The sequence below is a fragment of the Caldimonas mangrovi genome, assembly GCF_023721835.1.
Lineage (GTDB): Bacteria > Pseudomonadota > Gammaproteobacteria > Burkholderiales > Burkholderiaceae_C > Caldimonas > Caldimonas mangrovi.
The window spans coordinates 1-24,847 of sequence record NZ_JAMKFE010000008.1; the positions used below are offsets into that span (position 1 = coordinate 1).

A 24,847-nucleotide genomic window follows, 5' to 3' on the forward strand; every position below is an offset into this window, starting at 1 on the left:
CAGCGCCAACACGCCTTGCTGAGCTGGCAGCACCACTACAACTGGCACCGCCCGCATCACGGCATCGGCCGCGTCCCTCCTGCCTCTCGCCTACCCGGGCCTCGATACAACCTCTTGACAGTTCACACCTAGTGTTGTGCTCAGCGGCTCGGGCTTCATGCGGCAGCCCGTGCTGCACTGCCCCATCACTTGCAGGAGGCCCACCATGGCACGATCCATTCGACTTCTTTACAAGAACGTGCGAGGCCGGGCCCGCCGCAACTTCAACTGGGAGGGCCTCACCGAGATGTCCGCCGTGGTGATCACGGCGGCAGAGTGGAAGCCGGGCACCGACCCGTTCGATTCCCCTCCGGGGAGGCCGCACCTGGGGGAGGCCAATGTCTACGTGACCAACGTCGGGCCTCACGACCCCGAAGGCGGCTTCGGCGGCGTGGAGTTCCATCTCCACGTCGACTGGGACAGTCCGCTCGACGTGCTTGTGACGATCACCGACCTGGGGCCGATCGAGAGGCAGATCGTCCTGGAGTGAGCGACATCCGTTGCGCCGGAAGAGGCGACCCTGTCGGGTCTTGAAGCAGGCCTGCCGCCCGCCTTCCTCGGCGCACCTCCTTCGTTGTCGCACGCGTCGCTTCGCTGCGGGCGCGGTCGGATCCGGTACCCGGCACAAACTGCATCGCCCGTGCGCTGGTCGCTTTTTCTGTCTGCGGGCAAGCCGAGGCCCCTGACATGCGAACCACCCGACCCCACTCGACGCCATCCCCTCAGGCTTCCGACCCGCCGAGCGGACCGATCGGCGGCGAAAGCAGCGCCACCGGCGCCAGCCGCGCAACGGGTGCTGCTGCGGCGGAACCAGGCGGCGCCGCGCAGGCCTCGTATGACACGCCGGTGCGCCCGCGCAGGCGGTCGTCCGCCACCATGGGCAGCGGGCCAGCACGCCGGTCCGGGCTCATGCTGTCCACCGCAGCGACAGGGCTTGCACCCGCCAGCGCCAACGCTGAGACGCATGAACGACACCACGTCGCCCGCAGTTCCGTGAGCGCGACCCAGGCCCTCGGCCAGTTGTCGACCGCGCCGACAGCACAAGCGCAGCTCGACCAGGCGCTGCAGGAGATCCCGCTCGGCCCCGGCCCCTTGCGTGCGTTGCGCGAGATGCTGGTGCGCCACGGGGCGCCTGCCGCGGCATCCGACAAACTGGTGGCTCGCGAAAACGAAGCGGGCGAGCTTCAACTCCATTGGGTGCGGCACGAAGACGAAGTGACGCCGCGAGACAGCTGGCTCGCCCGCCGCCACGTGAAGGACACGATCAACGCCAGCATCGAGGCGTTTCCCGGTGCCGACGACGAGACGCTGCGCATGGTGTTTCCCCAGCAATCGACGCGTCAGTTCACAGACCCGATGAGCCGCGGCCTGCGGGCGGACGAACTGATGGGCATCGTGCAACGGGTCGAGGCACAATTGCACCACTACGAGGTGACGCCGCCGACGCTGGAGCCGCAGGCGGATCAGGGCATGCAGCCGCTGTTGCGCATGCTGTCCGCGCTGCCGCCCCGCAGCTTTCTCGCGGCAACGGCGGGAGCCGGGGGGCAGGTGACCCTGCAAAGCCGGCTCAGTATGCCCAGCGACGCCGAGTCGACACTCGCTCGCCGCACGGTGGCCGGCATGCTGCGGACGGCACAAGGGGAGATGCTGTCGGTACGCCGGACCGAAGACCTCGAGGAGCGCATGAGGGTTTTGTCGGCCCGCATCGAAGACGGCGTCGAACCGCTCACTGCACACGAAGTCAACCAGGGCGCTGTCGAGTCGGCCCGTGCTGCCACCGGCGCTACCTTGCTCGGCCATACGGCTCCAGCGCCGCAAGTGCCCGAGCACACCGCCACCGAAGCCGTCACGGTGCTGCTCGATGAGATGGACAGAGCCCGCACCGCGGCCACGCCCGAGCAACGCCAGGTGCTGGCGGATTTGGACAGAAAGGCCAAGTACCAGTGGCTGGCCGAGGGGCTGATGATCGGCAATACCGCCGATCTCTGCCTCCAAGCCGAGCAAAGGCTCAACGATGCGGGGCTGCAGAGGCTGGCGGCGGTGGCGCGCACCTTGGCGCAGGAGTTGACCGCCGAAGGCGGCCGGGCCAGGCTCATCACGCGACAGCACGACAATGTCTACGGTCGGGTGCTCGAAACCAAGTTTGCCGAAGGCTTGAACCAGCAGCCGGACGCAGCCATGCTGCGCAGTGCCGCCGATGCCGGGCTTGCCCTCGCCGATACCCTTGAGCGGCTGCCGCCTCACGAGGCGGACGGGGTGTGCATGGACGCGCTGAGACGGCTGACAGAGCAATACCCGCGCAACTGGACGACACCCGACGACGCCATATCGAGGCTGGTGAACCAACCCTTCGCCAGCGTGGAGGACCTGTGCGGTGCGCTGCGTGCAAGGGTGATCACCGGCGACGACTCGCTGCGCATCCAGCAGCTCGTCGCCATGGTGGGCAGCGCACTCGGGCACTTCTCCGAGTCGGTGGCCTGGGCTCGCAGGGCCACGCAGAACCATGAAGACAACATCCGCCCGGCGCAAGGCGTCGAGAAGTACTACGACCACCCGCCGGACCTCACCTATGGCGGCGGCATCACGCTGCGACACCATGCCCCGGCAGTGCCGTCCCATCAGCGGAGCCGGCGCGAGTCTGTACAGCGAGTGTTCGATTTCAGCCAGCCGGCGGCCACACACGTGAATGCGCTCCAGACCGGCCGACCGATCGGCAGCGGCGTGTCGGGCACCGCCGGCCTGGGGCTGGAGCTGTTTGTCGAGCTGCACCGCCACCCTGACGCGTCGCTCGCCGCGGAATTCGCGCGCACCGGCCGTCACCAGTTCGATCTGCAAGCCGCCTTTCTGGACCACGTGAAGTGGCTCATCCTCGACGGCGGCCATTCGCTGCACGAGGCCCTGTGGACGGTGAACCAGCGGTCCGAAGCGCTGGGACTGGATTGGCAGCGGCGGCAGGAGCCGGCGGCCTTCATCAGCAACTATGCGCAGTACTTCGAGAGCCTGCCGCCGAACCTGCGCCAGACCGTCGACCGTGCGCTCGATCATGCCTGGTCCGGGTTGCTGGCGCATCGGCGAGAGCGGTTGAGGTTGGACAGCGCAGTCGCGCCCGACTGAGCCTTCACGACGGTCTCCATCCTTGGGCACCGCCCGCTTGAACGGGGCCGCTGTCGCTGCCGTTCGCCTCGCTGGCTGCGACCCCTGCACTTCACTTCTCCGTCGCTTGCTTCGCATCACGGACCGAGAAAGGGCATCGCAAGGTCACAGTCAACGGAACAGGACATCCAGAGCCATGCGCCATCGTCTCCAACGATCGGGACGATCGGCCATGGTGTGCCGTCCAACCGCTCCCAGAGCGACTCGAAGCAGAAAGCGACCTATGAGCATCGGCATTCAAGCGGGGCAGGCCAGCCCCTTCTCTTCTGCCCAGATGATGGGCCCCTGCGGCATGCAGCCGAACCAGATGTCGCCGCAGGTGCAGGCGGCGCTCCAGACCGCGATGACCGCTGTGATGATGGCGGCGGCCAGCCTCGTCAAGATGGCCCATCAGCAGTCGATGGCCGCCCTGCAGGGTGGCGCCTCACCCTTCGGCGGCATGCCGGGTCTCGGCGGCATGGCCCCCTTCATGCCGATGGGGCAGCCGGGGCTGCCTATGCCCGGCCTCAACATGAACTTCCAGCCGCAGCAGCCGCCGCTGGCTCCCGCCCACCAGCTGGCCCCGGCCCAGGGACCGCAGAGCGCGGGGCGGGTGCAAAACCAGGCGCCGCAGGCCTCCAACGGCGCGCCGAAGGCCGGCGCGCCTTCCGGCGTGCCGGGCGACCCCGGCACGGTGCCGCAGCGCAACGACAAGCCGACCGACCCGAGCAAGTCGGTGGACGACTACCTCAATGCGAACAACGGCCTGCTCAAGAACATGGGCAACCAGGAGGGCATGAAAGACAAGCTCAAGGCGCGCTACGGCGATTGGGACGATCCCAAGCGCAGCGAGGCCGAGCGCAAGCAGTCGGCCTACAACGCCGCTCGCCATGTCGGCACCATCAAGAACATGAAGGACGTCGAGGGCGGCGACCGGGGCGACGTGGTCAAGAACGGCAAGATGGAAGGCTGCACCAAGGACGGCGACATCCGTTCCGGCACCGAGATGGCCGTGCTGAAGGATTCCCTCAAGACCGACGGGAAGGGGCAGGACCACAACACGAACAACCTGCTGAGCAAGCCCAACCTGCCGGGGACCAACAACGACAGGGACGCCAAGTACGTGCGCAAGAACGGCACCAACCGCGACACCTCGGAGGTGATCGGCCGCGAAATCGGCCAGTTCTTCCTCAAGGGCATTTCCACGGTGTTCGGCGGGTTGGCGAGCCTGGTCAGCAACACGCTGGGCCGCATTCCCGGCATCGGCAAGCTGCTGTCGGCGCCGGCCGAGGCGCTGTTCGGCACGATCTCGAACTACAGCAAGGCGGGCGCCGATATCGTGGGCAAGGACCTGCAGGGCAAGGACAAGAAGGAAGCGCTGGACGAAGCGGGTCGTGAATCGGCCGGCGGTGCTGCCGGGGCGTTCGTCGGTATCGTCGATCCCACCGGTGCGTTGTCCGGCATCACCGACAACGCGGTGCAGCATGCGATCGACCCGTCCAAGGTCGCCCTGGATCCCGGCAAGGCCGCATTGGAAGGCATGGACCCCACCGGCGGCCTGATCAGCGGCCAGGTCACCAAATAGCACCCGCTCGCACCGCCCCCGAGGAGTGCGGCCGGCGGACCGCGGTGCCGGGCAGGGCCGGCGCCGCGTTCAACGCGGCCGGTCGACGCGTCAGCGCGGTGCGGCCGGCGTCTCGTTGCTGGTGATGTACGCGCTGGCGCGCTCCGGTTCGATCGGCCGCACCTCGAAGCTCAGGCCGCAGGCCAGGCAAGGGTTTTGCGCGGCCAGTTCGGCGGCTTCTTCGAGGCTGTCGGCCAGGAAAAACCAGTAGCCGCCGACGACTTCCTTGGCCTCGGTGTAGGGGCCGTCCATCACGCCGCTTCGCGACACCAGCTTCGCGGCGGTCGCGAGGCGCTGGCCGGCTTTCATCTTGCCCTGCTCGACCAGGCGGTCGTGCCAGACGTAGAAGTCGTCGATCGCCTGCTGGATGCGCTCGGGGGACTTGTCGGCGTCCCACTTGCCGCGCGACAGCACAAGAAATTCGGCGGGCTTGGTTTTCAGCGTCATACCGGTCTCCATCTCGGGTGCCGGTATTGTGCTCGGCCGTCTCGGCGGGCGCGAGCTGCTGCCCATCGTGCAGGGCGGCAGGGGGGCGCGTCTGCCCACCGTCTCGCCGGCGGCGTGGCGGCGTCGGAACGCTGTCGTCGGTCGACCTGCGCCGTCACGCCGGCCTGATGAAACGCACCATCGGGCTGGGCATGAGGCAGGAAGCGAAGGACGCAATCAACGCCGCCGACTCGTCGCGCTGGGTGGCGGCTCACGCTTCGGTGAGCGTCATCAGGATGTCGGCATACCAGGCGCAATTCAGCCCCAGCGCTTCATCCTGGGCCCGATCGCGGTCGCCCATGTCCACGCGTGACGAATGGATGCCCAGCAGCTTCCAGGGCAGCGCGGCCCGTGCAGAGCCGGGCGTGGGGTCGCGCATCAGCACCGGCGCACCGCTGGTGCCGCGGTGCGTGCGGGCGTCGGTCAGGAAGTAGCCCTGGCCCTGAAAGCGCACACCGAACGACGAGGCGACGCAGGCCAGCCGCACCACCGGCAGGTGATGCAGCGTGTCGTGAAAGCCGAGAGGGAAGCCCACCACCAGCAGCGGGCTGCCGATCTCGATGTCGGCCAATGACGCCTGCAGGTGGCCCGGCGTGAAGGCGTGCAGTGCGCAGCGCTCTGGCAACGCGCCGCGCTCGAGTTCGATCACCGCCACATCCACCGCGCCGCCGGTGTCGCTGCCCTGGCGCCAGATGCTCTTGCCGTCGCGGTACAACAGGATGGAGAACGCGGTGGTGAGAGTGAGATTGAAGGTGTTGGTGTGAAGTTCGATCTCAAGCCGATCGGGGTGGTGCCCGTTCTTCGCATCGAGCAGCACGTGCCCGCTCGTGACCAGATAGAGCCGGGTGTCTCGTTCGAAGAAGAAGCCACTGGCGCCGGTCAGCAAGCGGGGCCCCTGGAAGGTCGTGACCCGCGTCGACGTCAGCAACACCGGTTCGATGGTGCCTGGCTTGCTCACTCGTGCATCTCCCTGTTGACAGCGTTGGCGATGATGGCTGCGTCGTGCCGCGCGAGGTGTTTCCATGCGTTCCGGCTCCGGACGGCCCGGCACGACGCGAGTGCGGGCACAAATGCGGTGCCGATGCGCCGCACCGACGCGCGCCCGACAGGCATCGCAGGCGGCTGCGAGGGAACGGCAGTTGCTGCACATTAGCATCACCCTGCGAAAGTGCCTTTTCCATGCCGTCGCTTCGCTCTTCGTCCGCTGCCGTCCCCAGCTTCGCCGAGAGGTTGACGGAGCTGGCCCGGCAGACTTCTGCGCAGACCGAGCGTGCCGGCGGAAGGCTCTTTTTCGATTACCGCGGGCCCGAGGCCTGCTTCAGCCGCCATGCCGAGCGCGTCGAGCGGGCCGCGTCGCAGCTGCTGTCGGACGCCCTGCGGTCGGGTGCCGAAAGCGCCGGCTGCCTGTTCCTGACGGTCCATGTGTCGGCACCCGCCGACGGAGAGTGCCGCGCGCTGATACAAATCGCTTTTCCGGACCCCGGCGGTGAGCCCAGCTTTGCCAGCATGTCGGCCTATACCGCGGACTGCAGGGTCGACGAATGCAATGCGCGCGAAGCTGCGCTGCCCGAAGCGGTGGCCCACCTGGTCGAGGGACTGCAGCCCTGGTATGCCGAATCGCGCTCGGTGGGTGTCGCCAGGGCCTTGCAGCTGGCTGTGACGCTGGCGGCCGAAGACGGCCACGACGACGCCGAGGCGGCTCTGCTCGGCATCCCGCAAGCATGGCTGGTGGGGCGCGCTGCCGGGGAAAACGAAGCATTGGCCAGTCGCCTGCAGCGCGATGGCTGGCTAGTGCGGCTGTTCGGCCAGGTCGGCGCCGCGCGCGGTTTTCTCGAGGCGGGCTCCCGTACACCGCCGGCTCCCGCGCTGCTGTTCGCGCGCGCAGGGCCGGGCGTGGACATCGACACGTTGCGCGAATGGGCGGGCTCGCTCCCCGCGGCGACCCGCGTCGTGCTGGGCGTGGCGGGTGCCGAGGCCGCGGTCGAACTGGCCGGCCGGTCGATGGGGCGTTTGGAGGTGCGGGAAATTCCGTTCAGCCCGGCCGACTTGCGGGAGATTCAGGAAGAGGCGCTGCAATGGGAGATCAACCAGAGCGGCGAAACCAGCCCGGCGCCACTCGACGCGGGCAGGCGTGCGCGCGTGCTGGTGGTCGACGACGAACCGGTGAACCTGATCTTGGCGAGTGAGATGCTGCGCGTGCTCGGCTATGGCGTCGACACCGCAGGCAGCGGCCTGCAAGCGGTCGAGTTCTGCCAGCGGTTTCGGCCGGCGGCCGTGCTGATGGACGTCAACATGGCCGAGATGGGCGGCATCGAGGCCACGCAACGCCTGCGCCGGATGGAAGCGCACGACCAATGCGAGCCGCTGACGATTGTGGCGGCGACGACGCAGTTCGACGAGGAAACCCGCACAGCCTGCCTGCAAGCGGGCATGAACGGTTTCATGCGCAAGCCGTTCGCGCTGATGAATCTTGCCCAGCAGATGGCGCAAGTCGCGTCCGGGCGCTCCCCGCATTGACGCAGACAGGGGCGAAGCCGACATGGTGCGGATGGAACTGGATGTCCGGCTGGAATACGACATCGACGAGCACGGGGCGGACCTCGTCTTCAACATTCAACCTGCGCATACGCCGTGCCAGGCGATCATTGACGAAGCCATGCGCGTGAGCCAACCGATCGTGCCCCAGACGTTCACCGATCCGCTCACACGCAACCGTTACCTGCGCCTGCGTGCGATGCCGGGCACGCTGAGCGTCTCGTACACCGGCACCGTCGAGATGGAACATCACTTCGCGTCCACCGGGGCGTTGCAGGAGGTGCCGGTGAGCCGGCTTCCGCCGGACGTGCTGGGATACGTCTATCCGAGCCGCTACTGTCCTTCCGACCGGATGATCCGCTTCGCGACCGCCGAGTTCGGCGGGCACCTGCAAGGACACAGCCGGGTGCAGGCGATCCTCGACTGGGTCCGCACCCATGTCACCTTCGCGTCGAATACGTCGACTTCCAGCACGTCGGCGCTCGACACGCTGGTCGACCGGGTCGGCGTATGCCGAGATTTTGCACATTTGATGATCGCCCTGTGCCGAGCGGTGAACATCCCCGCGCGCTTCACGACCGGCACCGACTACGGATCGGACCCGGCACTCGGGCCACCGGACTTCCATGCCTATGTCGAGGTGTACCTGGGCGACCGCTGGTACATCTTCGATCCGTCGGGGACTGCCGTCCCCATGGGCTTCGTTCGGTTCGGCACCGGCCGCGACGCGGCAGACGTCGCATTTGCGACCATCTTCGGCGGTGTCCGGACGCAAGCCCCTTCGATCCGCGCCGACGCAGTTCAGGACGAGGCACGAGGCGTTGTTCTGCCGCACCTGTGCGACGACGCCTTGTCGACCGACGTCGGGGCGGGTCTCGAGTGGCGCTGTTGACGGTGCACGTGAGCGGCGCTGGAGCGACCCGAGCAGGCATAGACGAGAGGGACCGTCGCAGGGCGCAGGGTGGTTCGCATGGGGGAGTCTTCCAGACGATGCCCGGCCGAAGGCGCGAGGATTGCTCTGCCTATCGGGCCGCTGTTGCGCTGCCCGGTCCGGATGCCGGCGCATCGGGCGGGAAGGACCCCAGGACCCCCAAGCGATGGATGCATGGCGTTCTCCGAAGCTGCTCTCGTGGCTCGTGCTGGCCGCCGGAGGGGCGCTGGCGCTGGCCGCCGGCCTGTGGCAAAAGCGTGTCAACGACGAAGTCGTCAGCGGGCGCTTCGAACGGCTGGTGGTGCAGACGGCCGAGCAGGTGCAGGATCGGCTGCAACTCTACGAGTACGGACTGCGTGCCGCGCGCGGGGCCGTCATCGCCGCGGGCGGCGAGGCGATCACGCGAGAAAGCTTCCAGCGCTATGCCAGGTCTCGCGACATTCAGAGCGAGTTTCCCGGGGCCCGCGGTTTCGGCTTCGTGCGTCGCGTGTCGGTCGAGCAGGAGGCCGCCTTCCTGGCCAGGGCACGAGCCGACGGCTGGCCCGATTTCACGATCCGCCAACTGGCGCCGCACCAGGGTGAACGTTATGTCATCCAGTATGTCGAGCCGGTGGAACTCAACCAGGAGGCGATCGGGCTTGACATCGCTTCGGAGACCAATCGACGCGAAGCGGCCGAACTTGCGTCACGCACTGGCGAGCCGACATTGACAGGTCCCATTACCCTGGTGCAGGCGAGCGGGAAGAAGCAGCGGTCCTTCCTGTTGCTGCTGGCGGTGTACGGCGGCGTCGAGACGCCTTTGACGGTCGCCGAACGTCGGAACGAAGTGTTCGGCTGGGCCTATACCCCGCTGGTGACCGACGAGGTGCTGCAGGACTTCGACTACGCCGACGGCCAGTTCACGCTGGCGCTCTACGACCGCGCGCCGGGCGGCGTGCCGGAAAGATTTTTCTCTTCGCTGGGCTGGTCGCCGGCACCGCCGGGAGCGCTGGTGAAAGAAGTCGGCGCGTCGGTTTTCGGACGCATCTGGACCGTGCAGGTGCAGGCGTTGCCGCCGTTCTTCCTCGGCCTCAATCTGCGCAACCCGCTTGCGCTGACCGGCACGGTTGCGGCGACCGCGCTGCTGCTGGCGGTGTTGACCCATGTCTATCAGCTCGGTGCGGGCCGCGCGCGGGTGGCCGGCTTGCAGCGCGCCCGCATGGCGGCGATCGTGGAGAACTCGACGGACGCGATCGTCGGGCAGACCCTCGACGGTACCGTGCGCGAATGGAACCCCGCCGCGCAGCGGATGTTCGGCTACACCGTGGCCGAGGCGGTCGGCCGCACCGTGCGCCACCTGATCGTGCCCGACGACCGGGCCGACGAAGAAACCGCAATGCTCGAGCGCGTCGGGCGCGGGCAGAGCGTGGCCGGCTTCGATACGGTGCGGCGCCGGCGCGACGGCCGCATGCTGGACGTGTCGGTCTCGGTGGCGCCGATCCGCCTGGACAGCGGCGAGATCATCGGTGTCGCGAAGACCCTGCGTGACATCAGCGACCGCAAGAGCGCCGAGGCCGAGATCCTGCAGCTCAACGCGACGCTGGAGCAGCAGGTGGCGCAGCGCACCGCGGAGCTGAGGCAGATGGCGGCGCGCGAACGGGCCATCTTGACGAGTGCAGGCAGCGCCATCATCGCGGTCGACAACGACGGCATCGTCACGATGTTCAACCCGGCGGCCGAGGCGATGCTCGGGTGCCGCGCTGACGAGGTTGTCGGCAAGGTGAGCGCGCTGGTGTTCCACGACCCGGAGGAATTGCGGCAACGCGGCGAGGTCCTGGCGAGAAAGCTCGGCCGCCCGGTCGATGCCGCCGAACTCATGACTGGCCCTGCGCGTGACGGCGACATCGTCCGCAGCGAGTGGACCTACGTTCGTCGGGACGGAACGCGGCTGCCGGTGTTGCTGACGCTGAGCGCGTTGCGCGAGGGAAGCGGCGAGACGCTGGGATTCATTGGCGTCGCGACCGACCTGTCGGACCGCGCGCGGCTGCAGCAGGAACTCCTCGACGTGAACCGCGCACTGACCGAACGCAGTGCCCAGGCCGAAGCGGCCACGCGAGCGAAGAGCGAGTTCCTCGCCAACATGAGCCACGAGATCCGCACCCCGATGAACGCGATCGTCGGACTGACCGAGATGATGCGGCGCGACGTCAAGGATCCCGTGCTGCGCGACCGGCTCGACAAGATGTCCGATGCGTCGCGCCACCTGCTGGCGATCATCAACAACGTGCTGGACCTGTCCAAGATCGAGGCCGGCCGGCTGGTGCTGGAGCAGGTCGAGTTCGAACTGAGCGACGTGCTGGAGAACACCTGCGCGCTGGTGATCGAGGACGCGCGGCGCAAGGGCCTGGAGGTGGTGATCGATATCGACGACGTGCCACGCCGGTTGGTGGGCGACCCCATCCGGCTGGGCCAGGCGCTGCTCAACCTGCTGAGCAACGCGGTGAAGTTCACGCCTGCGGGTTTTGTCGTGTTGCGGTGTCTGCTCGCCGATGGCACGCAAGGCGAACAGATGCTGCGCTTCGAGGTCACAGACAGCGGTGTCGGTATTTCACCGGCGGTGATCGACAAGTTGTTCCGGCCGTTCGAGCAGGCCGATACCTCGACGACACGTCGCTACGGAGGCTCCGGGCTCGGCCTTGCGATCACCCGCCAGCTCGCCGACCTGATGGGCGGACACGCCGGCGCCCGCAGCCGCGAAGGGCGTGGCAGCACCTTCTGGTTCACCGCCCGCTTTGCCCCGGCGCCACGGGTCGACGAGCCGAGCAGCACAGGCGTCGCGGTACGCTGTCTGATGCTCGACGACCTGCCGGCGACGGCGCAGGCGGTGGCGTCCATGCTGGAACGACTCGGCGTGCAGGCGGACCAGGCGACCCGCCTCGACGAGGCGGCGCACCTGCTGCTGCAGGCTCAGCGGCGCGGTCGGCCGTACGAGCTGCTGGTGTGGGATGCCGACCTGGCGCCGCTGCCCCCGGCACTGCGCAAATTGCAGCATGACCAGCCCGCAGTCGTCTTCACGACGATCCGGAACGCCGACGCATGGCGGCCCGCGTTGCGCGGGCTGAGCCGGGCACAAGTGCTCGAAAAGCCGCTGACGCTGCGGGTGCTGGAGAACGCCATCCGGGCGCTGCAGGCGAAGCGGAGCGGGCCCGACGGGCAGGCCGCGGCGGACGACGAGGCAGACGACCATGGTGCCCGGCGGCCGTTCGAGCACCGGCGCGTGTTGGTGGCAGAGGACAACCCGGTGAACCAGATGGTGGCCGTCGACCAGTTGCGCTCGCTGGGCCTGGAGGTCGATGTGGCGGAGAACGGCGCCAAGGCGCTCGACTGCGCTCGCCGGCAGCGCTATGACCTGATCCTGATGGACCTGCACATGCCGGAGATGGACGGGCTCGAGGCGACGCGGGCGATACGGCGGCTGCCTTCCCATGCTTCCACGCCCATCCTCGCGATGACCGCCAGCGCGTTCGGCGAAGACCGCAGCGCTTCGCTGGCGGCCGGCATGGACGACCACATCTCCAAGCCGGTCGAGACGCAGGTGCTGGTGCGCACGTTGGAGCGGTGGCTGCATCCGCCGCCGCAGCGGCCCGGCCGCATCGCGTCGCGCCGCTCGCCGCGGTAGGCAGCAGCCACGCGCCGCACGAAACATGCGTTCGGCGCAGGGTTTTGATCCAACGCAGGGCTGCGCCGCGGCCCGGGCGTGATGAGATGCTCCATGACCCAGGTCGACTGCGCACCGGGGCGCGGGGCGCGACTTGCGCGCCAACCGTTACCGAGGTCTCTTCCATGCACGACACACCGGACACCGTCATCGACGTCAACTTGCCTGCGCAGGCCATCAGCGAAGAAGTGCTGATCGAGAAATACGCCAAGGGCGACGAGCGCACGCTCGACGACGTGCGGCGGCGCGTGGCGCGCGCGCTGGCCGCCGTCGAGGCGCCGGACCAGCGTGCCGTCTGGGAACAGCGCTTCCTGGAGGCACAGCAGCACGGCTTCGTGCCGGCAGGCCGCATCAACTCCGCCGCCGGCACCGAACTCACCGCCACGCTGATCAACTGCTTCGTGCAGCCGGTCGGCGACTCGATCTCGCACGCCGACGAAGGGCACCCCGGTATCTACACCGCGCTGACCGAGGCGGCCGAGACCATGCGCCGCGGCGGCGGGGTCGGCTACGACTACTCGCGCATCCGCCCGCGCGGCGCCTGGGTCGGCAGCACGCAGTCCAGCGCCAGCGGCCCGGTCAGCTACATGCGCGTGTTCGACCGCTCCTGCGAAACGGTCGAATCGGCCGGCAGCCGGCGCGGCGCCCAGATGGGCGTGCTGCGCTGCGACCACCCGGACGTCGAGGAGTTCATCCACGCCAAGGACACGGGCGACCTGCGCAACTTCAACCTCTCGGTCGGCGTCACGGACGCGTTCATGCAGGCGGTGGAGCTCGGCGGTCAGGTCGAGCTGGTGCACCGAGCCGAGCCCGGTGTCGCGCAGAAGGCGGCCGGCGCCTACCAGCGCGGCGACGGCCTGTGGGTCTACCGCAAGCTGCCGGCGCGCGAGCTGTGGGACCAGATCATGCGGTCGACCTACGACCACGCCGAGCCGGGCGTGCTGTTCCTGGATCGCATCAACGCCGACAACAACCTCAACTACTGCGAGACGATCGCCAGCACCAACCCGTGCGCCGAGCAGCCGCTGCCGCCCTATGGCTGTTGCTGCCTCGGCTCGATCGACCTGACCCGTTTCGTGCGGCAGCCCTTCGAGCCCGGCGCCCGTTTCGACGAAACCGGTTTCGCGGCGCTGGCGAAGGTGGCGGTGCGCATGCTCGACAACGTGCTCGACGTGACCTACTGGCCGCTGCCTGAACAGCAGGCCGAGGCACGCAGCAAGCGGCGTGTCGGCCTGGGCTACACCGGGCTGGGCGACGCGCTGGTGATGCTGAACCTGCGCTACGACACGCCCGAGGCGCGCGAGATGGCGCGCCGCATCTCAGAAGTGATGCGCGACGCGGCCTACGAGGCCTCGCTCGAACTCGCGCAGGAGCGCGGCGCGTTTCCGCTGTTCAATGCCGACCTGTACCTGAGCCGCGGCACCTTCGCGTCGTGCCTGCCCGCGCCGCTGAAGGAACGCATCCGACAGCACGGCCTGCGCAATTCGCACCTGCTGTCGATCGCGCCGACCGGCACCATCAGCCTGGCCTTCGCCGACAACGCGAGCAACGGCATCGAGCCGGCGTTCAGCTGGACCTACACGCGCAAGAAGCGCACGCCCGAAGGCACCTTCAAGGAATACACCGTCGAGGACCATGCGTGGCGGCTGTACCGGCACCTGCACGGCGCCGACGCGCCGCTGCCCGCCGCCTTCGTCACGGCGCTGGAGATGAGCGCGCAGGCGCACCAGGAGATGGTGGCGGCGGTGGCGCCCTACATCGACACGGCGATCTCCAAGACCGTCAACGTGCCGGCCGACTACCCGTACGAGGACTTCCAGGACTTGTACCTGAGCGCCTGGAAGTCCGGCCTGAAAGGGCTGGCGACCTACCGGCCCGACGCGGTGCTCGGCTCGGTGCTGAGCGTGGGCTCGGCCGCCGCGCCGCAGCCGCTGGAGCCGGTCGACGCGAACCGGCGCCTGGCGCTCGAGCGTCTGCCGAAGCCGGTGCTGGCTTCATTGCGCTGGCCGGGCCGGCCGGAGCTGCCGGCCGGCAATGCGGCGTGGAGCTACATGATCACGCACCCTTTCGGCGACTTCGTGCTGTTCGTCGGCGAACTGCCCGGCGATGGCGGGCAGGCCGGGTGTTCGCTGCCTTTCGAGGTGTGGGTCAACGGCGCCGAGCAGCCCCGCGGCCTGGGTGCGATGGCAAAGACGCTGTCGATGGACCTGCGCACCAACGACGTCGCGTGGTTGAAGCTCAAGCTCGACGCGCTGGCGACGGTGGCCGAGGAACGCGCCTTCGACATGCCGTTCCCGCCGCACGGCGAACGGCGCCGCTTTGCCGGCGTGGTGGCGGCCACGGCTGCGGTGATCCGGTGGCGCTGCGAGCAGCTCGGCGTGTGGCGCGATGCCGATGCGCAAGCGCCCACGCCGGTGCTCGACGCGATGTTCAGCCGCGACGAGCCGCGCACCGGGCCGTCGGGCACGCTCGCGTGGGCGGTCGACGTCGACAACCCGGCCACCGGCGAGGCCTTCACGCTGACGTTGAAGGAGATCACCCTGCCCGGCCCCGAGGGCCAGCCGGTGACGCGACCCTGCGCGATGGGGTTGTCGGGCAACTACCCGCGCGCGCTCGACGGCCTGGCACGGCTGTTGTCGCTCGACATGCGGGTGGTCGACCCGGCCTGGATCGGCATGAAGCTGCGCAAGCTGCTGAACTACGCCGAGCCGCTGGGCCACTTCATGGCCTTCGTGCCCGGCCTGCCACACGGCGAGCGCCGCCAGCAGACCTGGCCCTCGACGGTGGCCTACCTGGCGCGGCTGGTGATCCACCGCTACGCCATGCTCGGCGTGCTGAACGACGAGGGCTACCCGGTGCGCGAGATGGGCATCCTGCAGGCTCCCGAGCGCGGCGCCCCGGCGGCCGAGGCCGCCGCGCCGATGGCAGGCAAGCCGTGCCCGGAGTGCGGCAACGCGACGGTGATCCACAAGGACGGCTGCGACTTCTGCACTGCGTGCGGGTATACCGGCGCCTGTGGTTGAAGCGCAGCGTCCTCGTGCGACCGCCGGGTCACGGCTCTAGCAGCACCGGCTCCAAGCCCAGCGTGATCTCGCGCGACGCGGGCAGTGTGGTGGTCGCTTCCTGCAGCGTCGTCCGGCGCGTGACGGCCCAGCCGGCCGGCAGTGACGCCGGCTGGCCTTCGACCGTCGACCACAGCACATAGCGGTTCTCGGTGCCGCGGTTGAGCTTGAACACGTAGACCTGCTGGTTCAGCGCATAGGCGTCGACCAGGCGGGCGCCGCGCATCCAGCGCTCCATCGTCGCGTAGGCCTTCGCCGCTTCGGTCGGTGTGCGGAAATCCGACTCGACCAGCCGGGCCAGCGGCTCGGAGCGCTCCCAGAAGTAGTAGTTGAAGTTGCTGACCCCCTTGGCCCACATCATCATCAACGCGCGCGCGGTGGTCGAGCGCACCTGCTGGGGTGTCGGCACGAACTCGCTGCACTCGTAGACCAGCGAATCGCAGCCGGGCGCGCCCTCGGTGTTCCACAGCGGCTTGTGGCCGATGCCGTAGTTCTCCATCAGCTGACGCACGTTGCCGATGACTGGGCCGATCTTCTCGGGTGACGTGTTGAAGTACCAGTGGAAGCCGACGATGTCGACCTGCGCACCGCCGCCGGCTGCCAGGAAGAGGTTCAGGAAGTGCATGCCCTGGCCAACCGTGACGCCGGGCGACACCAGCCGGTTGCCGGGGTCGGCGGCCAGCAGTTCTTCGCGGGCGATGCGGGCCATCTCGACCATTTGCGCGATGCTGCCGTTGTAGTGCGGCTGGTAGTCGGGCTCGTTCCACAGTTCCCAGTAGCGGATGCGGCCGGCATAGCGACGCGCCAGCGTGCGCACGTAGTCGCGCCAGTCGGCCATGTTGACCGGGGCACCGGAGGCACCGGGGCCGTACAGGCCGTCGACGTCCGGCGTCGACGAGGCCCACTGGGGCGTCTGCCCGAGCGTGTAGAGGATGGACGCGTTCGGGTTGTTGCGCAGGATGTAGTCGACGTACATGTCGAGGCGCTTGCCGTGCGTCGCATTCCAGTCCCAGACGTCGTTGACGGGCTCCAGCTCGCGCCAGGTGGTGCCGGTGTTCCACAGCCGGATCATGTGCTGCCCGACGTGCGGGTAGGTCTGGTGCCAGCCCAGCTTGTTGACGTGCATGCCGAACAGCGTGTCGGGGATCGGCTCGGTGCTGAAGGGCGCCAGCTCGTTGAACTTCAGTTCCTCGAGCTTGAATTCGTCGATCCACAGGTTGGCCCCCGGGGTGTCGGACGCGATGCGCACGGTGCCGGGCACGGTGCCCGGGTAGGTGCCGGCGATCTCGATCTTCTGCCACGCGGTGTCGACGTCCACGGTCTTGGTGCCGAAGGAGTCCCACGGCGCGGCGTCGCGGCGCATCTGCACCGTGACGACCGCCGGAACGTCGGAACGCAGGTACAGCGTGGTGCGGTAGGTCTTGCCCTGTGCGAAGGCGTAGGGGTAGGTCAGGTGCACGTCGCCGCCGCCCTTGGACGACATCCGGAACTGCTGCGAGGCGGCGCCGGCATGGACGTACCCGCTGCGCGTCTCGCGGGCGACGTACCAGCGCGGCGAGGGCGAGCCCCAGTAGTTGATGCGCCAGCCCGGCGCGGTCGAGGCGAAGCTGCCGTCCATCGACGACGTGGCGAGCACGGTGCTCTGCACCGAACTTCCGCCCGCGGCGGGCAGCGCCAGCGTGGTGGTGCTGGTCGTGGCGGCGAGTTCGAGCCGGGCGTCGGCGCCCGGCACGAGGCTGTCGGATGCAACGCCGGCCAGCGGCGGCAGATCGCCCGGCTGGGTTGCGCTGGCGGTGTCCGGCGTGGCCGCCGGCTCGTCGCTGCTGCTGCCCCCGCCGCCACACGCGGCGAGGAGCAGGGCGCACGAGGCTGCAACGGATACCGGCACCCAGGATTTGAAAAGAGAACGCATGGATCGCAGTCGAAAAAAGGTCGTCAGGGATCCGCCGCACAGGCAGGGCCGCTGGTTGAAGCAGCGATGCGTCGTGGCGGAAAGCGCAAAGGGGGGTGCGCGAGGCGGGCGATCGAGCGAATGCTCAGCCGGACCTGTGGGGTGGTGACAGACGCGAGTCTGTGCGTGGAACACCCCATGCGATGACGGTATTCTGAAGACGGACACGGCCGCGCGCCATCGGCGTGCGTCGGCACGCGATGTCAGGGTGTGTCGAGGGCATGTAGGGATTCTTTGGACGCGGGCGACGAAGCGCTGCGCCGGAGCCCTACATCGGGTGTCAGGCCGCGATCGCTGCGGCCGGGGCTGGGGATCTGAACGGAACGGTGAGCGGCCGGGCGCGGGCGGACAACCCGCCGCGCGCCGGCCTCACCTCACGCCTGCGGGTGCGAGGCGTTGCGGCGTCGCTTGCGCTGCCACAGCACCAGGCCCAGGCCGGTGAGCATCAGCGCATAGGTCTCGGGCTCGGGCACTGGCGCCATCGGCAAGGCCGCGGCGGTTTCCATCAGCGCGGAGATGCGCGCGACCTGCAGGTCCACGTAGCCGGTGCCGTAGATCGCCGCGACGCTGTACTGCGTCGGATCGAGATTGCTCAGCACCGAGAAGCTGCCGCTCAGGCCACCCGACGCGGTGAGCACCCGGTACAGCCCTTCGGTGGGGCCGGTCTGGCCGAAGTCGGCGTACAACGTGCCGCCGAGCTGAGCCATGCCGTCGATCGACACCACGTCGTACAGGCCCGCAGAGACGATGTCCACATCGAGCCGGCCGGCCGTCAGCCGCACCTGGTCGGCGTCCAGCGTCGCGTGCCCCACGGTGCCGTTCTGGCCGGCGCCCCACAGGCTGCCGGCGACCTCGAAGCGGCCGGCCCGCAGCACGCCGTCGATCCACGTCTGCCCGTTGATGCTTTGCCGGTACAGGCCACCGACGTCGAGCGTGCTGCCCGCCCCCACCTGCACGGTGCCGTAGTTCGCCAGCCCGGTGGTCGTCGTCAGCGTGGCGCCGGACAGCAGCCGAAGACTGCCCTGGTTGACCGACAGGGCCGCCAACGCATTCCGGTCGACGCCGCCGTGGCTGTTGAGCAGCCGTGCGGCCGCACCGCGCAGCTCGATGCGTGCCGAGTTGCGCGCAATGCCGGCCGTGCTGCCCAGGTCGATCGCGATCGCATTCCCGTTGGCGATGTAGCCGCCCCCCGTGAGACGGCGGTCGGCCGCCGACCATTGCGACAGCGCACCGCGCACGTCGATGCGTGCACCGCGCGCTTCCAGTGTGCCGCGATTGTCGAGCGTGCCGGAGAAGATCATCCGGCCGCTGCCTTCCGTGCGCACGGCGCCGGCGTTGTAGAAGGCGCCGGTCGCCTCGACGGCGCCGGCGCCGCGCTTGACGTAGGTGCCCTGGTTGTCGAAGCGGGCCACGCCCAGCAATACCGGACGTGTATCGCCCATGCCGGTGGGCAGCTCGCCGGCCGTCTCGTCGATGAACAGGCGGCGTGCGGCCGTGCTGATGCGGCCGCTGCCGACGATGTCGGTCTCGCCGGTCCAGGTCGTGTTCCCGCCGATGGAAAGCCAGCCGTCGATCACCTTGCGATACCCCGGCTGGTCGGGGCCGGTGCCGTCGCCGGTGAAGTACACCGGGCCGCCATGCAGCCGCGCATCGCCGCCCACCCGGATGCGGGGCACCTGCAGGTCCGACGTGCCCCAGTCGAGCTGGGCCACCCGGACTTCGGGCGCCTTCACTGCGCCCCAGGTGCCCGGGCCGTCGGGGAACTGATGGAGCCCGTCGGCACGCAGCAAGCGGCCTGCGATCGTCGTGCCGGATGTCAGCACGGCCGCGTCGCGCGTCTCGATCACCCCGTAGCCGGTGATGGCCGCGCCGTCCTGCAGCGTGGTGGTGCCACCGGCGAAGATCAGCCGGCCGTCGTTTTGCAGGCTGCCGCCGGAGAACACGACAGGCGCCGAACGCTCGTCGAAACCGTCGTTTTCGAAGATCACCGTGCCGCTTTGGCCGACCACCCATTGCCCGGTGCTGTGCATGCCGGACCAGACCACCGAGAAGCTCGCCCGGCCGTCCACTCGTACGGCGCCGCTCTGCTCGATGGCGGGGTAGCGGAACACGTTGACGTTCAGCGCGGCGCCGCGCGACACGACGATGGTGCCGGCGTTGCGCCAGGTGCCCGACGGTGCGCCGTCGATGTTCACGGTGCCCTGCTGCACCTGGAAGCTGCCGGTGTTGTCGAAGGCCGCGCCGCCATAAGGCATCGAGAAATTGGTGACGCCCTGCCCGGTCTTGAGATAGGTGCCCTCGTTGCGGAAGGCGCCGCCCAGGTGCAGGGTGTGGTTCGCGCTTTGCGCGGTGTCCTCGAATCGGCCGGTCGGCCCGACATGCAGATTGCCGTCGAGTGTCAGCTGTGAGGCACCGTCGAGCCACCGTGCGCGGCCCCGCAGCTCCAGTGTCGACTGGTAGCCCATGTACTTGCCGCCGCCGTTGCCGAAGGTCGCGTTGCCGGTGACGACGAGGTGCGACGGCGGGTCGCTGAAGGGATCGGACGAGAACTCGCCGGCGTCCCAGTGGAAGTCGCGCATGGTGACTGTGCCGGCCGCCGCGATGCGCCCGCCGCTCATGCGCAGGCTGCCGACCGACGAGGCGGCGCCGTTCAACCGCAATTCGCCGCCGGTGACAGCGAGCGCGCCGGTGCCGTTCAACGTGCCGACATCGAACAGGCCGCTGCGCAACGTGGTGCCGTAGCTGCCGAGCAGCAGGCTCGCGTCGGTGCCGGTCGGCAGTCCCGGAGACCAGTTGGCGGTTACATCCCAGAACGATGCACCGCTGCCAGCACCGCCGGTCCAGGTGTAGTCGACGGCGTGTGCCGGCAAGCAGGCAAGGACCGCCGCGCAGGCCAGCGCGATGCGCGTCCGCTGGGGCCGGGTGTGTCGGATGGTGGTATGCACGGTGTCTCCTCCGCTGGTGATGGGCTGGTGCCCGCTACGCGGAAGAATCCTTCGGCCGGCGCGCGCGCGGAGGCCGATATGCAAGCGCATGTGACCGGTTTGTGCGCTGCTCGCCTGCCGCGCGGGTTGCAGGCCCTCCCCGAAATGCAGGGGGAGGCAGGCGCGCCATGTGCTCTCGTCGCGTCGGCGCGACAGCGGGTCAGCGCGGTCGTCGGTGCCGCGCGAATCCGATCATCGCACCGAGGCCTGCCAACATCAGCGCCCAGGTCTGCGGCTCGGGCACCGGCACCACTTCGAAGGCCAGGAACTGCGTGGTTTGCGTGCCGGAGAAGTTGTTGTCGGACACGACCACCAGCGTGCGATGGCCATTGGCCAGCGTCTGCCCCCACGACAGCCCTTCGCTGTTGTCGAGCACGAGTCCGTGGGCGGCCTTCAACGCGTCAAAGTCGAGCAGCAGCTCGCGGCTCATCGGTGTGTAGCCGGCATCCAGCAGGCCGGGCAGGCCCAGCACGTTGCTGGCGCCCTCGAAGCTGGTGAGCACCAGCCGGATGGTGTTGCCGGGGCCGGAGGCGTAGCCACGCTCCAGCGCGATGAACTCGCTGTCCGACAGCGCGAGCAGCTCGGGCAGCCCGTTGTCCTGGAAGCCCGGCGCTTCGGTCGGCGCCTTGGGGATCGGCGGCAGCTCGTAGGCATATTGCGCCAGCGTGTCGCCGGTGGCCGGGTCGAGTGTCGTGACGCGGACGACGCTGCCTTGTTCCAGCGTGGTGATCGGGCCGTCCTGCACCAGGGCGTCCTCGTTTGCGGTGACCACCGTGCCGTTGGGGGTCACGGCCAGCGCTTCGAAGACCTTGTTGTTGCGTCCCCCGGTGCCGGGGTGGTCGGCGTAGTCGAACATCGCCGGTGTCTTGAACTCGCGCACGAAGCTGCCGTCGGACCGCATTTCGCGCACGAAAGGCTGGTAGCGCAAGGCCGGGTCGGCGTTCCAGTTGCCTTCGCTCGACCAGTACAGGTGGCCGTTGGGCGCCACGCGCAAACCCTCGGGGTCCACCGTGCGCGCATCGGCCGGAAAGGCCGTGCCGTCCGGCCGCTGCAGCAGCGTCTGCTGCTGGAGGGTGATGCCGTGGAAGCCGGACGCGTCGTAGTCGAGCCCGAGCTTGTAGAAGCGCGGGGTGCCGCGTTCGCCGCCGCGGTCGTCCGCCAGGGCGTAGTAGCTGCCGTCCGGCGCGCGGTCGATGCCGGAAATGCCGCCGAACTCGACACCTTCGAAAAGGGTGCCGGTGGCGATGCTGTGCTGGCCGATGTAGCGCAGCGCCAGGCCGGCGGCGTCGGCCCGCCCGAGCGCCAGCGCGAGCAGCGCGATGGCAAGGGTCCACGGTCTCATGAATAGCTCCCTGTGTTTGAGGCAAGCGCGCGGTGGCGCTCAGCGGGAGTTGTATCCACGGCCTGTGACAGCTTGTCGTCGATCGGCGCGAGTTGGTAACCGACTGCGTGCGCTGCAGCGTCGGCGTGGCGGCGGCCAGGGTACCGCCGGGAAAGGCAGCGAACGCTGCTACTTGACGGCAGGCGCGAGCATCGCCTCTGCTTCGGGATGCCGCCCGGCGACCTTCACCGCTTCATCGCCTTCGAGCAGTGCCGCCAGCGGGCTCTGCAGGCGTCTGGCATAGGCGGCCACGGTCAGGCCCGGGTCGTGCGGCAGCTTCTGCGCAGGCCGCGCGCCGCGAGCCAGCAGGAAACGCACAGCGGCTTCCTGTTGAGAGGGGTCGTCGATGAAGCGCGGCCCGACCACACGGGCCAGCGGCACCCAGGGCAGTTGCCGGCCGTCGCGCGGCGGCACCTTGTTGGCCAGTTCGGGCACGCGGGTCAGCCACCAGTCGAGCGCGGCCCAGTGGCCGGTGCGCAAGGCTTCCTCGAAGCCGGTGTTCAGGTGGCCCTGGTAGCCGCCGAGGCCCGCGCGTGCCGTGTGGCCCTGCGCTTCGAGCGCCCGGGCGAAGGGCGACTGCAGATGCTCCGGGTGCAAGGCGCTCAAGGGGCCGAAAGGCAGCGTGCGCGGCGGCAGCCAGCCCGCGGTCAACCAACGGTCGAGCGCGGTGTGCAGCCCGGCGGTGCGGGCGTGCGGGCAGCTCAGCACCCGCATCGCGTCGTGGTGCACCGACTGCCGGTCTTCGGCGACGCGGCGCAGCGCGACCAGTACCTCGGCAGACGCCTGTGTGAAGTCGGGGCAGGGGGCGGCCTGCGCAAGCGCGACCAGCGGCGGCACGGCGCAGCCGTCGAGCGTCGCGCCCTTGGCGAGCAGTTCGGGCAGCACCGGCCACAAGCGCGGGTCGCGGGTGGCTTCGGTGACCGGGCACAGCGGCAAGCGGGAGTGAGCGACGTGCTGCGGGTCGAGGCTGCCGGGGACGAAGTTGCCGCATCGGGGGCTCAGCGCCCGCTCGACGGTGTCGAGCTTGTGGCAGGCGGGGGGCATGCCTTCGGTGATCTTCTCGTGCACGTACATCAGCACCAGCGTGGTGGTGCAGCCCCCGGCCAGCCATGCGAACGCCAGCAGGGCGGCCAGTGTGGCCAGACGCTGCAGGAGGGGCCGTGACAGGGAGACGGGCTGGTGCATGTGACGCAGCGGCGGTGCGGCACGGTGTGCGCGTGCGCCGCCGGGTTCCGGGTCGCGCGACTATACGGGGGCGCGGGCGCGGCGGGACGGCCGGCTGGAGGCGTGCCGGCCGTGAACGTGAATATTTCAGGCACGGTTTCCAGCGCTTACAAGCCAGGACGGGCACGGAACGCGGGGCGGGCGGCCGTCGGCTTGCCGGGCACCTCGTCGTGGGTGTGCGCTCACCGTCGCGTTGCAGCAAGAATCGGGCGCCCCCAGGGAAGTGCGTAGTCGGTGTCGGGGCCCGCGGCAGTACCATCGCGCGGTGAATTCCACCACGTTGTCCACGATGGACGACCTCGTCCACGCGACCGACCTGCCCCGCGACGCGCGCAGCGTCCTCGAACTGGCGGCCCACTCGATGTTCCAGCTCTTCGCCGAGACGGCCGAGGGCATGATGCTGGTCGACCGCAAAGGCCGGGTGGTCTGGATCAGCGAGGGCTACAAGCAGTTCCTGCCGGCGCTCGGCCTCAAGCACGAGTCTGACTTCGTCGGCCATTCGGTCGACGAGGTGGTGCCGAACACGCTGATGCGCGAGGTGATCGCCACCGGACGGCCGATCCTGGTGGACCTGCTGACCAACAAGGCCGGTACCTTCCTCGTCAGCCGCATCCCGCTGCGCGACGAACGCGGCGACGTGATCGGCGCGCTCGGCCTGGTGCTGATGGCGCACCCCGAGAGCACGATGCAGCCGTTGATGAAGAAATTCTCGCGGCTGCAGCGCGAGCTCGACGACGCGCGCAAGCAATTGGCCGAGCAGCGGCGTCCCAAGTACACCTTCGCCAGCTTCATCGGCTCCAGCCCGCCGGTCATCGAGGTCAAGCGGCAGGCACGCCGCGTTGCCCAGACCGACAGCACGGTGCTGCTGCTCGGCGAAACCGGCACCGGCAAGGAGCTGCTGGCGCATGCGATCCACGCTGCGTCGTCGCGCGCGAGCCGGCCCTTCATCGGCGTCAACATCGCCGCGGTGCCGGAGACGCTGCTCGAGGCCGAGTTCTTCGGTGTCGCGCCCGGCGCATACACCGGCGCCGACCGCAAGGGGCGCGAAGGCAAGTTCAAGCTGGCCGACGGCGGCACGCTGTTCCTCGACGAGATCGGCGACATGCCGGCCTCGCTGCAGGCCAAGCTGCTGCGGGCGCTGCAAGAGCAGGAGATCGAGCCGCTCGGCTCCAACGACGTGCAGAAGGTGGACGTGCGCGTGATCGCTGCGACCAGCCGCGACCTGTCGCAACTGGTGGCCGAGGGCGGTTTCCGCGAAGACCTGTACTACCGCCTCAACGTCGTGCCGATCCGGCTGCCGTCGTTGCGCGAGCGGCTGAGCGACCTGGAAGCGCTGGTCGAGTCGCTGGAAGACGACATCTCGCGCCGCAGCGGCATGCCGCACCGCGAAGTGGCACCCGATGCCTTCGCGGTGCTGCGTGCCTACCCGTGGCGCGGCAACATCCGCGAGCTGCGCAACGTGCTCGAGCAGGTGACGATGCTGACCGACGACCTGCGGCTGGAGGCGCGGCATTTCAGGCATGCGCTGCCGTCGGTGCCGCCGCATGTGGGCTCGCAGGCAGATGTGCCGGGCACCCGTGAAGCGGGCTCGTCGCTCGCCCCGGCGGTGCCCGATCCGGCCGCCGTGCGGCCGCTCAATGAAGCGGTCGCCGAACTGGAGCGTCGGTCGATCCAGGCGGCCCTCGCCGCAACGGGCGGAAACAAGCAGGCCGCAGCGCGCCTGCTGAAGATCTCGCGCGCCACGCTCTACGAAAAGCTCGCTCAGTACGGCCCGCTGCTCTGAGCGCAGCGGGCCGCCGGA

16 protein-coding genes are annotated in these 24,847 nt (G+C 69.1%); 9 read left to right on the top strand and 7 right to left on the bottom strand.

Annotation, left to right across the window (positions count from 1 at the left end):
- A partial coding sequence (locus M8A51_RS14105; protein ID WP_407062238.1) for an integrase core domain-containing protein occupies positions 1 to 132 on the top strand: 132 nt, incomplete at its 5' end.
- Between the two features lie 73 nt (positions 133 to 205).
- Positions 206 to 529 carry a hypothetical protein gene (locus M8A51_RS14110; protein WP_251779112.1) on the top strand — a complete coding sequence of 108 codons (324 nt, stop codon included), beginning with the start codon at positions 206 to 208 and terminating at the stop codon, positions 527 to 529.
- 232 nt (positions 530 to 761) lie between these two features.
- Here the strand turns inward: M8A51_RS14110 and M8A51_RS14115 are convergent, their stop codons facing one another.
- Positions 762 to 950, bottom strand: coding sequence for a hypothetical protein (locus M8A51_RS14115; protein WP_251779113.1), 189 nt, complete (start codon positions 948 to 950; stop codon positions 762 to 764).
- Between the two features lie 82 nt (positions 951 to 1,032).
- Between M8A51_RS14115 and M8A51_RS14120 the strand changes: the two genes are divergently transcribed.
- Both M8A51_RS14120 and M8A51_RS14125 read left to right on the top strand, forming a co-directional pair.
- A complete protein-coding gene (locus M8A51_RS14120; protein WP_251779114.1) occupies positions 1,033 to 3,153 on the top strand; it encodes a hypothetical protein in 2,121 nt (706 codons plus the stop codon).
- A 262-nt stretch (positions 3,154 to 3,415) separates the two neighbouring features.
- Positions 3,416 to 4,756 (top strand): HrpF/NolX family T3SS translocon protein, encoded by a 1,341-nt coding sequence (locus tag M8A51_RS14125; protein ID WP_251779115.1) that lies wholly within the window; start codon positions 3,416 to 3,418, stop codon positions 4,754 to 4,756.
- Between the two features lie 90 nt (positions 4,757 to 4,846).
- Here M8A51_RS14125 and M8A51_RS14130 read toward each other — a convergent pair whose 3' ends face one another.
- Both M8A51_RS14130 and M8A51_RS14135 read right to left on the bottom strand, forming a co-directional pair.
- Positions 4,847 to 5,242 carry a YciI family protein gene (locus M8A51_RS14130; RefSeq protein ID WP_251779116.1) on the bottom strand — a complete coding sequence of 132 codons (396 nt, stop codon included), beginning with the start codon at positions 5,240 to 5,242 and terminating at the stop codon, positions 4,847 to 4,849.
- Between the two features lie 250 nt (positions 5,243 to 5,492).
- Positions 5,493 to 6,239, bottom strand: coding sequence for a trypsin-like peptidase domain-containing protein (locus M8A51_RS14135; protein WP_251779117.1), 747 nt, complete (start codon positions 6,237 to 6,239; stop codon positions 5,493 to 5,495).
- 221 nt (positions 6,240 to 6,460) lie between these two features.
- Between M8A51_RS14135 and M8A51_RS14140 the strand changes: the two genes are divergently transcribed.
- The 4 genes from M8A51_RS14140 to M8A51_RS14155 all read left to right on the top strand — a co-directional run bounded on the left by M8A51_RS14140 (position 6,461) and on the right by M8A51_RS14155 (position 15,467).
- On the top strand, positions 6,461 to 7,798 hold the full coding sequence (locus M8A51_RS14140; protein WP_251779118.1) for a response regulator: 1,338 nt from the start codon (positions 6,461 to 6,463) through the stop codon (positions 7,796 to 7,798).
- Between the two features lie 22 nt (positions 7,799 to 7,820).
- Positions 7,821 to 8,708, top strand: a complete 888-nt coding sequence (locus M8A51_RS14145) for a transglutaminase-like domain-containing protein (RefSeq protein ID WP_251779119.1) — start codon at positions 7,821 to 7,823, stop codon at positions 8,706 to 8,708.
- A gap of 205 nt (positions 8,709 to 8,913) precedes the next feature.
- Complete coding sequence (locus M8A51_RS14150) at positions 8,914 to 12,405, top strand: CHASE domain-containing protein (RefSeq protein ID WP_251779120.1); 3,492 nt, start codon at positions 8,914 to 8,916, stop codon at positions 12,403 to 12,405.
- Positions 12,406 to 12,569: 164 nt separating this feature from the next.
- The gene (locus M8A51_RS14155; RefSeq protein ID WP_251779121.1) at positions 12,570 to 15,467 is read left to right on the top strand and encodes an adenosylcobalamin-dependent ribonucleoside-diphosphate reductase; all 2,898 of its coding nucleotides are present in this window, start codon (positions 12,570 to 12,572) and stop codon (positions 15,465 to 15,467) included.
- A 28-nt stretch (positions 15,468 to 15,495) separates the two neighbouring features.
- Here M8A51_RS14155 and M8A51_RS14160 read toward each other — a convergent pair whose 3' ends face one another.
- From M8A51_RS14160 to M8A51_RS14175, 4 genes are all read right to left on the bottom strand, one after another.
- On the bottom strand, positions 15,496 to 17,418 hold the full coding sequence (locus M8A51_RS14160) for a glycosyl hydrolase (protein ID WP_251779122.1): 1,923 nt from the start codon (positions 17,416 to 17,418) through the stop codon (positions 15,496 to 15,498).
- Positions 17,419 to 17,831: 413 nt separating this feature from the next.
- Entirely contained in the window at positions 17,832 to 20,402 is a 2,571-nt protein-coding gene (locus M8A51_RS26560; RefSeq protein WP_251779123.1) for a PEP-CTERM sorting domain-containing protein, read from the bottom strand.
- A gap of 199 nt (positions 20,403 to 20,601) precedes the next feature.
- Positions 20,602 to 21,783 carry an esterase-like activity of phytase family protein gene (locus M8A51_RS14170; RefSeq protein ID WP_251779124.1) on the bottom strand — a complete coding sequence of 394 codons (1,182 nt, stop codon included), beginning with the start codon at positions 21,781 to 21,783 and terminating at the stop codon, positions 20,602 to 20,604.
- 168 nt (positions 21,784 to 21,951) lie between these two features.
- Positions 21,952 to 23,007, bottom strand: a complete 1,056-nt coding sequence (locus M8A51_RS14175) for a hypothetical protein (RefSeq protein ID WP_251779125.1) — start codon at positions 23,005 to 23,007, stop codon at positions 21,952 to 21,954.
- A 328-nt stretch (positions 23,008 to 23,335) separates the two neighbouring features.
- Here M8A51_RS14175 and M8A51_RS14180 point away from each other — a divergent pair, with 328 nt between their 5' ends.
- Positions 23,336 to 24,829: a sigma-54 interaction domain-containing protein gene (locus M8A51_RS14180; protein ID WP_251779126.1), complete on the top strand. Its 1,494-nt coding sequence runs from the start codon at positions 23,336 to 23,338 to the stop codon at positions 24,827 to 24,829.
- The last annotated feature ends 18 nt before the right edge of the window (positions 24,830 to 24,847 follow it).